The 13,272-nt window shown below is 60.6% G+C and carries 6 protein-coding genes and 3 pseudogenes; all 9 read right to left on the reverse strand.

What is annotated here, in order from left to right:
• Positions 1-96: 96 nt before the first annotated feature.
• Positions 97-1,029, reverse strand: a complete 933-nt coding sequence (locus M6E97_RS26330) for a hypothetical protein (protein WP_003084116.1) — start codon at positions 1,027-1,029, stop codon at positions 97-99.
• 264 nt (positions 1,030-1,293) lie between these two features.
• Positions 1,294-2,438 (reverse strand): annotated as a pseudogene (locus M6E97_RS26335) (IS3 family transposase); the annotation flags it as partial.
• Positions 2,439-2,479: 41 nt separating this feature from the next.
• Entirely contained in the window at positions 2,480-4,072 is a 1,593-nt protein-coding gene (locus M6E97_RS26340; protein ID WP_277424738.1) for a type VI lipase adapter Tla3 domain-containing protein, read from the reverse strand.
• A complete protein-coding gene (locus tag M6E97_RS26345) occupies positions 4,072-6,222 on the reverse strand; it encodes an effector protein Tle3 domain-containing protein (protein ID WP_033939410.1) in 2,151 nt (716 codons plus the stop codon). Before M6E97_RS26345 ends, M6E97_RS26340 begins: the two co-directional genes overlap by 1 nt.
• Positions 6,219-6,716: a hypothetical protein gene (locus M6E97_RS26350; protein ID WP_003111943.1), complete on the reverse strand. Its 498-nt coding sequence runs from the start codon at positions 6,714-6,716 to the stop codon at positions 6,219-6,221. Before M6E97_RS26350 ends, M6E97_RS26345 begins: the two co-directional genes overlap by 4 nt.
• A 3-nt stretch (positions 6,717-6,719) precedes the next feature.
• A pseudogene (locus M6E97_RS26355) lies at positions 6,720-7,238 on the reverse strand (type VI secretion system tip protein VgrG); the annotation flags it as partial.
• A 343-nt stretch (positions 7,239-7,581) separates the two neighbouring features.
• Positions 7,582-8,865: a T6SS immunity protein Tli4 family protein gene (locus M6E97_RS26360; protein ID WP_153549362.1), complete on the reverse strand. Its 1,284-nt coding sequence runs from the start codon at positions 8,863-8,865 to the stop codon at positions 7,582-7,584.
• Complete coding sequence (locus M6E97_RS26365; protein WP_023109553.1) at positions 8,862-10,631, reverse strand: esterase/lipase family protein; 1,770 nt, start codon at positions 10,629-10,631, stop codon at positions 8,862-8,864. Before M6E97_RS26365 ends, M6E97_RS26360 begins: the two co-directional genes overlap by 4 nt.
• 40 nt (positions 10,632-10,671) lie before the next feature.
• Positions 10,672-13,174: pseudogene (locus M6E97_RS31145) on the reverse strand (type VI secretion system Vgr family protein).
• Positions 13,175-13,272: the final 98 nt, after the last annotated feature.

Genomic DNA, 13,272 nt, shown 5'->3' on the forward strand with positions numbered 1-13,272 from the left:
TCTTAAGGCTCTCCCCAGGGAAAAGGCCAGGGGCGAGGCGGAGCGTCTGGGGCCGAAGATCCTGGGCAATCGGCAATGACAGTGCGGAGCGGGGCCTCAGATATCGAATACCGGTACCTGGTTTCCACCCAGTACCTCGATCTTGTCGGTCCGGTAGACCACCATCGCCTTGCTGCAGGTCACCGTGGAACGACCCTCTTTGCTGGCATTGAGATACACCGTGCCCTTGCCGGCGTAGACCGCTCTCGCGTTGGCGGCGATGCGCAGCTCGAGGGCCGCGGCTTCTCCGTCCTCGTCCCCGGCGAAGTCGCACCCGTAGAGGGCGATGGCCAGTTCCTTGCCGAACAGTTCGAGAAGGGTCGCACCAAAGGCCTGGGGCTCGACGAACTGCTTGCCCTGGACACGCCGGGCCATTACGTCCGCGGTGCTATCGCCGTGGGGGTTGCCCAGCCAGAGTTGGCCAGCCGTGCCGTGGGTGGCGATGAGGATCGTATCGATGAAGTACTGTTCGCCGCTCTCCGCGGCAACCTTGCCTAGATCCCGAACCAACTGGGCGTAGTTGGTATCGGCCTTGATCGCGAAGGCCGGCTTGTAGAGCTTGTTCCGCGCATAGGCGACGACCGCCTCCGCGAAGGCGCTGCCGGAGTCGCCTCTCCGGATCTCCTGCTGGAAGTCGTGGTAGATGACCAGGACCGCCCCTTTCCTGACCGGGCCGCTGAGCCCTCCCTTGACGATGTCGAGGGCGAAACGGAAATTGGCGCTGAGCACCTGGGACGCATGGGTAGGAAAGGTATCCGTATCGGTCAGCAGTTCCACTTCGGTACCGACCAGCACCTCCTTTCGTTCGTCGCCCTCCGCCCAGGGCGTGTCGTCCACATCCGTTCCGTAGATCCTTGCGTCCAGGTCGACCTCGACGAGCGTACTCACTGTGAAGGGCACCAGAAGCTCTTCCGGGCCGAGTCGATTCTTGACCACGGCGCCCTTGCCTTGCTTGGCGATTTTCGTGACTACGCCATGCCATGAGCGCATCCTGTTGCTCCTGTGGGAGTCCTGGTAGGAACGGCATCCGAGCATGCAGAACTATAGACGTGAAACGGCCAGCCCCGAGGAACTATCCGCCGATCGACCCTCCATCTGGCACCCGGCCTTGGGTGCCATTCCCGGCCGGACAGGATCGGTTGCTCTGGTCTCTGTGGCGAGGGAGAGGCGCCGCTCGGCGGAGCGGGTGGCGGCGAGGCAGGTCTTGTCTAGTCCTGAAATAGGTTTACACCTGCTCAGGTAGGCCGATAGGCCTCAAAACGCCCGATGCACCGCATCGGGCGTTTTGTTTTTCAGGGCCATGTGAGGCCGCTCTGTGTTGTAGATCTGCACGGCTTCAGCAACCATCTTCCTTGTCTGCTCCAGATTTTCAGGGCTACTCAGCAGCAGCTCTGTTTTGAGGATCCCGTTGATGCGCTCAGCTAGCGCGTTCTGGTAGCAGTCATATCCGTCAGTCATCGAGCACTGGACGCCATGCCGTGCATGCAGTGACTGATACAGCGCCGAGCAATATTGAATACCGCGATCCGAGTGGTGGACCAGTGACTGGCGACGCTGCCGTTTGCGTAGGGCCTGCCTAAAGGCTTGTGCAACTGACTTGGCATGCAGGCTTTCATGCACATGGTGGCCAACAATTTTTCTGGAATACGCATCCGTTACCAGGCTTAGGTACAGCGGGCCGCTACTGGCTGGCAGGTAAGTAATGTCCGCCACCCAAACATGCTCCGGTCCTGACGGGACAACCTGGTTCGGGCCTGACTTGAGTAGGTTCGGATGGCGGTAGAAGCGATGAAAGCTTTGTGTTGTCTTGTGATACGCCCGCTTGGGCAACACCAGCAAACGGCGCTCTCCCAGGACCTGAAATAGTCGGTCTCGGCCAATTTGGAGCCGCCTATCAGGCTGGCAATGCAGCAGATAGTGCAGCTTTCGTGCGCCTAGTCGTGGCTGACGTATCCGGATTTGTTGAACAAATTCGACAACCCGATCTGCCTGGCGTGCTTTGCTATCAGCAGCTCGATTGCGCTTGTAGTAAGCCTGTCGGCTCATGCCAAGAAACTGACAAGCCCTGGCAATGCTCAGTCCTGCGACTTGACCTTGCGAGAGGACTTGCCGGATCGCTTTTTTACGACCGATACACCGTAATCATTTTTCAGGACATCGACGACGGTCTCGAAGAACTGAGTCTTCTGGCTCATCAACTCAAGCTGCTGCTCAAGCTCTTTGATCCGCTGCTCTGGAGTGAGCGTTTTGGGGTCAGACATCGCGCAACTCTTCTCGGCCCGAATCGACGCCCCTTGGCTCCAATCCTGCCGACCATGCTTGCGCAACCATACCAGAACCGTCGACCGGCCCTGGATGCCATACCGCACCTGGGCCTGCTTGTAGGTCACCTGTCCTTGTCATCTGACGAAAACTCCATCTGGCGCGGGACACCATCGACCTACAAATCGTCCTGCCAGTCGGTGCTGGGTTTGAGGCTGCTCAGGAACTCTTCCAGGGCATAGTCTTCGCCGGGCGGCAACCGGGTCGTGAGCCGACTGGCGGGCGCCACCGGGTCGGCCGATGGCGGCGGACCGTCGCCGCTGGCGGTCTGCGGCAGCAGGTCGACGCCGAACGGGTCGTGAGCGGGCTTCTTCCCAGGCGTCGGCGAGCTGATGCCGATCAGGGTCGCCTGGTCCTTGCGCCGCAACGGCATCACCATGCTGCTGTCGCCGTTGAGGTAGCTGGCCATGGTCGCCAGGGCAATGCCAACGAAGGGCGAGGCCGCGCCGGTGTCGCCCAGGCGCTGGGTCAGGTCGTAGCTTTCCCGCGAGTCCAGCAAGTCCAGCGAACTCTGCGCGGCGCCCAGCGCCGGGGTGAGTTCGGCCAGCGGCGTGGCGTTCAACCCGCCGTCGTAGAACAGCCGGGCGGGCGCCGGCCTGAGCCCGGCACTGGCCGTCTTCCAGGCAGCGGCCAGTTGTGCGGTGAGAGCTTCGCGCTTGAGCCGTTCGCCGGTATCCGGGCGGGTCAGCGGCACACTCACCGGCCGATGCAGCCTGGCCAGCACCGGCAACGCATCCCACTGCTCCAGAGCCCGCTCGGTCCAGGGCTGGGGAATGAACGGCGTGGGGCGGAACTCCACCGGCGGCTTGCGCCAGCCCCAGCCACGGAACTCGGGGTCGATCCGGTTTTCGTTGACCTTGGTGTAGGGGGCGAACTGGCGTAGCCAGTCGACCCGCTCGGGGCGGCCGACGATCAGGGCGACCATGGTGTCTGTCAAGGTCCCCGGTACACGTGGGCCAGAACCTCCCCCTAATGATTTTAAAGGTACATCCCGACTCGATAAGGAACCGGCCATATTGAAGCCTTCGTTGGCGTACACCAACACTGCTGGCAAGTCTGGGTTGCGTTCGAACAAACTGAACAACGCCTCCAGTACTCCTTCAGGCGTATCGTTACAGATAATGCCATCCTGCAAATTGGCAATCCGATGCCAATGCAGTCCAGCCGGAACACGGAGATCATTGACTTTTACTGACAGGCTTTCCCGCGTCTCCTCCGGAGTGAAGCGTAGGTTAGGAGTGCTCGGATCCCAACTACGCACCACCGTCACCGTTGGTATCGGCCATTTCTCCAGAAAGTTTTTCAGCCCCAGTTCCAGGGCGTCCGCTTGGCGCTTTTCATACGCCATATCCTTGTCATCCGCAGACGTCGGATACTTCTTCGGGTCCATCGGCAGGATGCTGCCGACATGCAAGGCCTCGGCCTGCACCGCATTCTGCTCCTGCAAGGCCTTCCATACCTGGCCCTGGCGAAACACATCCAGGCTCATGCCTATGCTGAGCACATCCAGGGTTTCCAGGCGCGGCGAAGTTTTCGGAGCGTGATAAGCATCAGCGGACATGGCGGCCTCCTTGGCCGGGGTGTAAGCGGTAACGGACGTCGCTGGATTAACGAAACAACGCATCGAAGACAAAAGTGACTCGGCGGCATACCCAGCAGAACTGCTCAAAAGCAAACCGACGAGAGAGAGTGTTGAGAACGTCAAACGCATCAGCTCGCTCCTCCAAAACGCACCGGCCGGCTGTAATAGCGGTCTTCGATGGTTTGTGTCGCCACCAAGGAAGGCAGGCTGTCTCCTACTGTCACAGGGAGTTTGCCACTCTTGCGGTAGACTACAGTGGCGTCTATTAGCTCGCTATTTTTAGGCTCTTCCGCGTGATACAACGCTTGCACCTCTTCGCTCGGAATATGTATTTCGTCATTTGCTTGGCCATTTAGCCCCTTGTCCTTAGCCTTCCAATCCAACCGCCAATCCGCCACTCGACACAGATACTGATAGAAAACCACATCATCCACGCTGTCCCCGGCCCCGATGGCCAGGTCATAGGCCAGTACCCGCCGGTTATGCTCCGGGTTGTTGGGTATGGCCGAGTGGAACGACAAGGGCTCCAGATGGCCCTCCGCCGTCTGCAGGCGCAGCCGGGCCTCGTAGGGAGTTTCCGCGCGGGTGACCAGAACCATGCCGGTGCCCAGTTCACGAGCGGAAAACACATGGGTCTGCAGGGCCAGTTCCTTGCCTTCGTTCAACGCCCTCTCCACGCAGCGCGCGTCGCGCCCGTAGCGGTACGCCAGCGCGGCGTCCACCTGTTGCGCGACGGCGTGCCCGCTGTCCTTTTCCTTCCAGCCGCCGTTGCTTATGCCGATGGCGGCGTCGATCGGATCGAGGGTATCGCGCACCTGATAGACGCCGCTGGCGGAGTTCTCTCCCGGCGCCGTGACGGTTCCGTCGAAATCGAATCGCGCTTCCGTCGGCAACGGCAGACGCGGCGCGGTCAGCAGCACGCTGTCGCCCTGGTCGAAGTTCGCCCGGCCGAATCTGTCCTTGCCGCCCAGCCCGGTGTCTTCCCAGGTCTTCTCGCCGGCCAGCAGAAGAGGGTAGACATGGGGAGGGGCGTGCCCGCCGATCTTTTCCTTCTCGCCATTGCGCTTGCGTACGGTGAAGATGCGCTGGTGAAAACCCTGCGGCAGCCCGGTCCTTCCCGGGAGCCCCTTGACCTGCTCAGCAATGCCGCGCCAGCCGATACCCTGGACGTTGGCAAGTCCCACCGTCTGGTCCTGGGGCGTGAAATACAGGTAGACACTGCCGCGATTGTCGCGCTCATCGAAGCTGAGCCGTTCCCCGTCGATGGTCGTCTGGCAGCCCTGGCCACCCACCCAGCCGGGGCCGCCTATCGCGCCGTAGCCTTGGCAGTTGCGCAACGCGACGCTGCTCAGCGCGGGGACCGGATGGCGTCGGCCGCAGATGAACTCGAGGATACCTTTGAGCGTGGCCAGCCGCGCCTCTCTGGTCTGCTGGCTGCTCCAGCCCTGGAGCTTCTCGTTGAGGGGTTCGAACAGGCCGTAGGGTGAGTTGAGCATGATCACCCCGTCCGCCGGCTCCACGCCGTCATCCTTGAGGAAGGCATGTGCCAGCAGGGTCAACAGGGTGCCCTGGCTGGGCCCGACGACATTGATGGTGTCGTCGGGGTAACGCTTGCGGATGATCTTGATCAACATGGCCAGGCGCATGGCCGCAAGGACCATGTACTTGCGCCCTGCCGCCGAAAACAGCGGATGGGTCATGGTGCCGCCGAACCAGTCCAGCGAGATGAAACCGAACAGCTTGCCGTTGAAACCCTGGCCCCACATGTCCGGCAGGTTGGTGGTGGCATTGACGAACTGCCCGCCTTCCTTGGTGCCGGACTTGTCCAGCCGGTTGCCGTTGCGGTCCAGCCATTCGCCGTGGGCCGCGGTCTTGTTGATGTATTGCTCTTCCTCGCGGAAGCCCCAGTAGAAAGGTACGACTACGCTGCGTACGGCGGCCCCGCCGGCGCCACTGGCGAACTTGCGCCGGTAGTAGACGGCGTCGGGGTTCTCCGCCTTGCCTTCGTCGTCCGCCGGCAGGCTGTAGCCCGCCGGCGTCAGGTAGCCGGGATTGGCCTGCCCGCCGGGCAAGGTCGGCGGCATGTCCAGGCGTTCGTTGAGCCCCTGGCAGAGCCCTCGCTCGATCCGTTCGTAGCAACCCGCGAGATCGTTGACGCCATGCACCACGATGGTCACGCAAGGCTTGGGCGGAGGCGGCACCAGGTGCACGTCGCCGCCCTTGGGCAAGGTGATGGACTGGGCAGAGACGATCGTCCTCGACCGAACCCTATCGTTCATGGCTTCTCTCCTTGCCGCTCCTCGGCGTTGCGTCGTGCCAGGCAGGTCGCTTCGTCGAGCAGCATCCAGTTGCCAGGTTCGCCGGCCAGGCAGAATTCGACGGCAATGCTGGAAACCGTTTGCCGGTGCCGACGGCTACGCTCGTTGAAATGAATGAATGCGTTGTAGCTCCCATCTGGCTGCAAGCGCTCCGGCCGGCGCAGGAGCACGCTGGAGCCGGGATAGTCGCCGAAGACCTCGATCTCCCCGGCACGCCACCCGGGCGGGAGCTCGATCCGCCACAGCGTTTCCTGGCAATGGCTGCCGACCCGCCGACATACCGAAACACGGGTGATCTCGACGTCGTTGGTTTCCGCCAGCAAGGGGCGTAGATCCAGTGTCACGCGCCCGGAGCCGGCGTGCACCGGGATCTGCGGTGGCAGTTTGGAAACGGCCAGGGCCTGGACGCTTCCCAGGCCGAACAGGCAGGCAATGAGCAAGGTCTTGCATTTCATTGGTCAGTATCCCGTTGGGAAGTTTTTCAGTACGCCAGCGAACCTGCTGTTCGCAGAGGCTTCCCCGAACTCGTTCTTCTCGAGGAAATAATCTCGAACGATGTCTCCCTGCTGTTCGATGTTGTAGTCCTTCAACGTCTTACCCGGCTCCAACCGGTAGGCGTACTGGTCGCCTAGGAGAAACTGCCTGGCTTGCTGGTAGGCCCCCACCAGAAGGACGTTGACGCCATGCTGGTGCTGCCAGACATGGGTCATTTCGTGGATGAACAGGCCCTGGCGCTGCAGACTCTCCAGGCTCCAGTCCGCCACGCCGCGCAACTCCTCGCCGAAGTAGATGTGGCCGTTCGGCGCCATCACGTAGTCCTTGCCCTGCCAGGGGACATAGTCCTCGTCGCGCAGGCGGACCGTGGAATAGTCGATGGAATCGCCGAATACGCCTTTCGCCAGGCTGATTTCCCCTTCGCTGAGAGCACGTCCGGCCTCGGCGTCGGAGCCACCCAGGAGTTTGCCGGCGACCAGCGATTTCGCGTGCTGCAGCAGCTCAGCTTCCAGGCAAACTGCACGCATGGAGGTCGCCGACCTGCCGAGAATGCCTAAGCTCCTCCATTCTCCTACTCTAGGCCGCCCTCTGCGACCCACTGGCAATCAGGCATCCTCATCTCGAGCAAGGCGGCCGGCGTTCCCATCCACATCCAGCAGCGCACTGCTCCCGATGATGGGAAATATGCTCGTCATCGGGAGCAGACCACCTGGTGGCCTCCGCCATCGATCAGTCTGGCCAAACGGCTCCGTGACCGTGATACCGTGGTAGGTGCTTTCACCGAGCCAAACGATATCCATTGCCAATTACTCCTTCTTCTGGTCCTTACAAGTCATCCAACCAATTCTCTTTCGGCGTCAAACTGGTGAGAAACTCCTCCAGAACATAATCGTCTCTGTCATAGGTCATCAGTGGTGCCGGGCGAACAGGAGGGCTACCGACGCTACTGGCCATTGGACCCGAGTTTGGTGGAGGAGGTGTCAGTGCTCCGGGGCGATAACGGACACTATTGAGAATTGTGTCCCAGAGTTCAAAGAACTCTGCCTCAGTCGGGTAAGCCGGAGCCTCGTCGTGGGTGGGGAAATCACCAAGTTCCGCAGGCTTCGTCGCAGTCTTAAAGGTCGTTTCCAGATCAATGCCAACGCTCGGCATCGGATAAGGACTTCCGGCACCAGGGAAACTCCATTCGCCACCGATGTTGGTTTTGAAATACTTCCAATTACCTCTTCCTTCAGTGCCACCAACCACACGCTCATCGCCCTCCAGATCGCCTACATTGCGTTTGCGAGCTCTATATTCCTTTCGACCGGCGACAACCCCCGGCTTGGCAAGATCTTTCGCCAGAAGCCCGGTGAATTCATCCTCTCCTTCCCGATAACGTTCCAACATTGGCTGCTCGGGTTCCCACACCTTCGCATGACGCACTACCAACCCTAGCTCCTTTGGCAGTCTGAATCCCCAGCTAACTGACTCGAACGGAGCATTGAGGTCGTAGTATGACTCAACAAAGGCTCCATTCAGGCATAGCCCTGGCCTGTCGGGTATTTCATTGTTCTTCCGTGTATACAGCCGGGGAAGCCAACGCAGAATATCCTCAGCAGCGTTTAGCGTGCGGCCGAAGGTGAACAATGTGTTGTCACGCCACAAATATCCCTCAGCCTCATGAAAAACCTCTTTACGCATAACTCCATTCAGGTCAGGTCCTTCGACCCACACATAGTTATATATAAATACTGAGCTATTTTTTAGAGGACTCCTTTTATTTGCCGACCGTGGAGCAAGTCTGGTGGATTTCTTTTCTTCTGCCTCGATCTCCGCCCATCGTTTCTCCATCAAAATAGCGTAATCAGCCTCAGACACTCCCGTGGTGACCGAAAGAGCTAAATAACCGTCAAGATGCGCCCCGCTGGCGGTAGGCTCCCACTCCGTTCCTTCTGGTAGATCGATGAGTAAGCGCCCAACACAATGGGTCTGCATTTTTTTTGTCAATTCTGTCATGGGATAATTCCTATGCAATTTGCTGTCACCCCAGTAACGCAAGGCATAGAAGCTCACGGCTATCGCTATGCCCAGCAAGATAGCGTGCGGTATATACTTACGCCATTTCATGCGGGTATTTCTGTAGTTGTCGTGGATTTTCCGGCCTCTTTTCGTATTGCCAACGCACCGATACATAGAACCGAATACAGAGTGACGTTTTGCACCATTCGATTATCGTACGAGGCCTGATGGTCAAACCCTGTCATACGAGCGGAGAAAACAGCGGCCTTTGCCGAGTCTTCGGAAGAATGCGCAGGTACCGTCGCATCACCTACTTGGTCTTGCCCCTGTATTTTCCCAACATAAGAGTTGCCTTTAGTGCTTCGCATGACCCCCACTCCATGCTGCATGACCATATCCTGTCCATCAGCATCATTAACCAGATAAGCCGTCCCCTCGTGGTCATCGCGCCACATACGCAACCCTATAGCGTGAACGGTCGATGGTACGGGCCCTCGGGTAGCAGGCAGGTCCTTGCGGTATGCAGCGATCATTTGCGGCTGAAGATTCCATGTGACGCGATGAAAAGCCATTTCCCCTTCATCTGCGCCGTAATGCGAGTATGTATTAGGGTGATAGCTGCTACCGAGTTCGGTGTGAAAATGCTTTGCCTCGCCCAGTCGCATTCCATAGCGCCCCCAGGCTTTCTGAAGTGCTTGAAGCGCTGCGGGACCTTTTATTTTATTGACCGCCGGATCAATCCAAAGCGGATCAACCAAGCGCCACCACGCTCGAGGCTCCATATAAATTTGCATATAGGGATCCGCCTGCCCCACACGTGCCTCCGGTAGTTGTGCGACAACTCTGCCCTCGCAAGTGATGCGCAGCCAACCGGCCCCATAACGATGATTGGGCAAAAGCTCCAATGGGCCTGCTGCATTAGCAAATACCGGCATAATTTTCTTTCCAGTTCCACCAAGCCCGATGCTTCCGGCGAAGTCCTCCCAACCCGCACGCACCCTACGATAAGCCGTTCCGGCTCCAACCGCTGGCTGCACGCCATGAACTACTCCCTGAATCAAAGCGGGATAGCGTTTGGCACACATTCGGCCAACTAACCCTCCCATAGAGTGGGTAACCAGTATCACCCCATGGTCACACTTGACTCGAAGTTCTTTCCTGCAACGATCAATGATGGCTTCGATTTTTCCCGCCAGATAGTCGGCGGCTTTGCCGTTGGTCTGCAGCCAGTTGTAGCCCACTGCATAGACGGGATAACGAAACTCGGCAGCCTCCCGCAACATCTCCTTTGTGAGTACTTGATAGCCATTGAGCTGCCCCCACACCTCTGGGTTGTGCGGCACCGCACCTTGCACCCCCGGATACACCTCCCCCTTCGAGGTGATGATGAAGCGAAGCTGCGCTTCTAGGAAATTGAGAATGCCGCCGTACGAGCTGATCATCACCGACCCCCAACCACGACTAAGTGCCTCCTGCAACGGCAGAGTAGTAATGTGCTCGGAAACAACTTCACGATCTGCATCCTCGGGAGACGAGACTGGCCGTGTAGTGTCGGGATCAAGCAACAATTTCCGCTCTGTCGGGCTCAGATGACGGTACCCTCTTTTCGCAGTAAACCCCGCCACCCACCCCACGCCATCGTCTGGAAACCAAGCCCAACGATTGTTTTCCCCAAGTAACCTTCCAGCCTCCGCATTTGACGTCAATAACGGACTACCCATGATGCCCGGCACAAAAACAACCGGAATCGCCTGATCCGGAGGGGCAGTAATTTCGGCACGAACCTTGTTACTAGTTGGACTCATCGTCACACGAGCAGTGGTGTGTCCATTGGTCCCAATGTGCGTAGACACAAGCCTAGTTGGCTCACTCATCTCGATCTCCTCTCCATGTGGGCCCATATGCCAAGTTGCATCAGACCTCTGCCGGCCCTAGCAACTCGATCTCATATCCCTCCGAAGTCAGTCCTTGCTGCAGCGCTGTCCAGCCGTCCTTGTCGGTAACGCCCTCTACCCTTGCCCCATCGCTATACACAAGCGCATAACGATAGTTGGGAAGCGGTCTACCTCCACGCACAACACGTACGCGCTGATCGAACGGTGCTCCGGACCAAGAGTTGAAGGCCGTAGACGCATAGGCAGGACCAACATGACTATGCTTCGCCGCCTTGACCACGAAGTTGCCGGGCATGCCCAGCTCGATGTTGCCGCCCTTGAGGGTCAGGTAGGCGCCGCCGCACATCAGGGTGATGTGCTCCTTCGCGGTGACCAGCACGTGCTGCTGGCTGGCGCTGACCTCCACGCTCTGCTCGGCCTCCAGGCGGATGTCGTTCTTCTGCGCCTGCAGCAGCATCGGCCCCTGGTGGGTGATCTGGCGCAGCTCGCCGCCCTGGGCGAACAGGCCGATGTCGCTGCCGGCGTTGATCACCACCTTCTGCCCGGCGGTCACCTGCTGGTTCTGCCGGGCCACGCTGTCGACGTGCTCGCCGGCGGCCAGGGTCAGGCTCGCCGGCGTCGCCGCGGCGATCCCTGCCGGACCGCTCAAGGCGATCGCCGGCTTGCCTCCGTTGCTCTTGCCGGACTCGTCGTTGGCACCGTGGCCGAGGTCGCGCACGGCTTCCTGGAGGGTTTGCTGCGGCGCCGCGTCGTGCCCCACGCCCTGGTGCTCCCCGGCGTAGTCGCCCAGCTCGCGGGCCAGCTCCAGCGCCGCCTCCAGCACCTGCACCACGACGCCTCGGTCGAGATGGCCGGCGCCGGCCCTGAGCTGCTCCTCGGTGCTCAGCAGCAGGCCCCTGGCCGCACGTACCGCGCCATGTTCGTCGGTGCGCAGTTCGAAGCCCTCGCCGCGCGGCTTGCCGCCTTCGGGCCGAGGATGGGTCAGGTAGCCCAGGTGCAGCGCGCTGGCACCGTGGTCGCTCATCAGCGCCGCACTGATCTGCGCCGTGGTGTCGTCGATGCGCAGCTCGTTGGCCCGACTGCCCTTGTACTCCTTGCTCTTGATGGTGCTGAGGATCTTGTGGTCGGGCAGCGCGTAGGGCGGTCGGTTGGTCGCCCGGTAGGTGCGCCCGGTGACGATCGGCTGGTCGCAGTCGCCGTCCAGGTAATCGACGATCACCTCCTGGCCAATCCGCGGGATCGCCATGTGTCCCCAGTCGGCACCCGCCCAGTTCTGCGCGACCCGTATCCAGCAGGTACTGAATTCATCGTGACGTCCCTCGCGATCCCAGGGGAACTGGACCTTCACCCGTCCCCACTCGTCGCAATGGATCTCTTCCCCTGCCGGGCCGACTACCGTCGCGATCTGCGGACCATCGATACGCGGCCGAGGCAGCGGTGCGGGACGCCATTCGACGTCCTCGGGTACCAGTTCGGCGCGCAGGTCGTAGCTCACCCCCAGAGGGGCGTCGGCGGACTCTTCCTCCTGGCCGGCATACTGGGTGCCGCGATGGACCACCCGCACCGGCCGCCACCAGGCGTTGAAGTCGGCACGCGGATGACCTTCCAGGGCAAAGGCGTGGCCCGGGATCAGCCGCGGGTCGTCGCCGCTGACCGATGCCACCCGTGCATCGCGCCGATGTCCTCTGAGGCGGCTTTCGCTGAAAGGCCGGCCCGCGCCGCTCTGCTTGTAGCGACCGGGGTAGTCGTAGCGCTCGTAGGACGAGTCCTGATGCTCGAGCGCCTCGCCAGCGAGATGCTCCTCCTCGGTCGGTCGGGCGCTTGAAGCTGTAGTCCCGCTGGGTCTGTCGAGCCGTACGAACATTTTCGCTGTAGCGGAAAGAATGAAGCACCGGCTGTGGGTTGTCGCCCTCCGGCTGGGCGCTGAACAGTACCGGGCCGCCGGCGATACGCTCCTGGACGTAGAGCCGGTCGCTGCAGACCAGGGTGTGGCGGTGTTCGTCGAAGCGGAAGTAGTAGACCAGGCCTTCCTCGAAGGCCAGCCGGTCGTGCAGGTAGTGATCGCTGTCGCCGGCCTGCACGCAGTATTCGCGCTCGGCAGGTGCTCGAGGTAGATAGCTGTTCGTAGTCGAGCACCCGGTGTTCCTTGAGCAGCGCCTGGAGAATCTCCGGAACACTCTTCTCCTGGAAGATCCGCCAGTTGCAGCACAGCTCCAGGCGCGCCAACTGCGGTTCCAGCAGCAGTTCGTAGCGGGTCCGGCGAAAACCCGAGCTGCCCTGGGTGAAGTGGCTGACGATGCCATGGACATAGCGTGCCGGACGGCCGTCCTGCCAGAGGGTGAAGGTGCCCGGCTGGTCGAGTACCTGCTTGAAATCGATGGCGTTCTTGTCGCTGACCAGCTTCAGGTTCGAGGCGAAAGGCTCGCAGAGCGCTTCGCGGCCAGTTCGAACTCGACGCACCTGCATCGAGGGCGAGGCCCTTCGCCATGGACGAAGGTGAATTTCAGGTCTGGTTGACGCATGGATCGTTCCCTGTTCACTGGCGGGCGACCGTTCCTTGTCCTGCCTGGCGCGGGCGAGACAAGGGCGCGTTAGGCTCGATCGGAAGCCGCCTGCAACG

The sequence above is a fragment of the Pseudomonas sp. B111 genome (assembly GCF_026428275.1).
Classification (GTDB): Bacteria; Pseudomonadota; Gammaproteobacteria; order Pseudomonadales; family Pseudomonadaceae; genus Pseudomonas; species Pseudomonas aeruginosa.

Bases quoted from the DNA above. Each gene is read 5' to 3' on its own strand.
- M6E97_RS26330 (WP_003084116.1), bottom strand. From the start codon at position 1,029: ATGCGCTCATGGCATGGCGTAGTCACGAAAATCGCCAAGCAAGGCAAG.
- M6E97_RS26340 (WP_277424738.1), bottom strand. From the start codon at position 4,072: ATGCGTTTGACGTTCTCAACACTCTCTCTCGTCGGTTTGCTTTTGAGC.
- M6E97_RS26345 (WP_033939410.1), bottom strand. From the start codon at position 6,222: ATGAACGATAGGGTTCGGTCGAGGACGATCGTCTCTGCCCAGTCCATC.
- M6E97_RS26350 (WP_003111943.1), bottom strand. From the start codon at position 6,716: ATGAAATGCAAGACCTTGCTCATTGCCTGCCTGTTCGGCCTGGGAAGC.
- M6E97_RS26360 (WP_153549362.1), bottom strand. From the start codon at position 8,865: ATGAAATGGCGTAAGTATATACCGCACGCTATCTTGCTGGGCATAGCG.
- M6E97_RS26365 (WP_023109553.1), bottom strand. From the start codon at position 10,631: ATGAGTGAGCCAACTAGGCTTGTGTCTACGCACATTGGGACCAATGGA.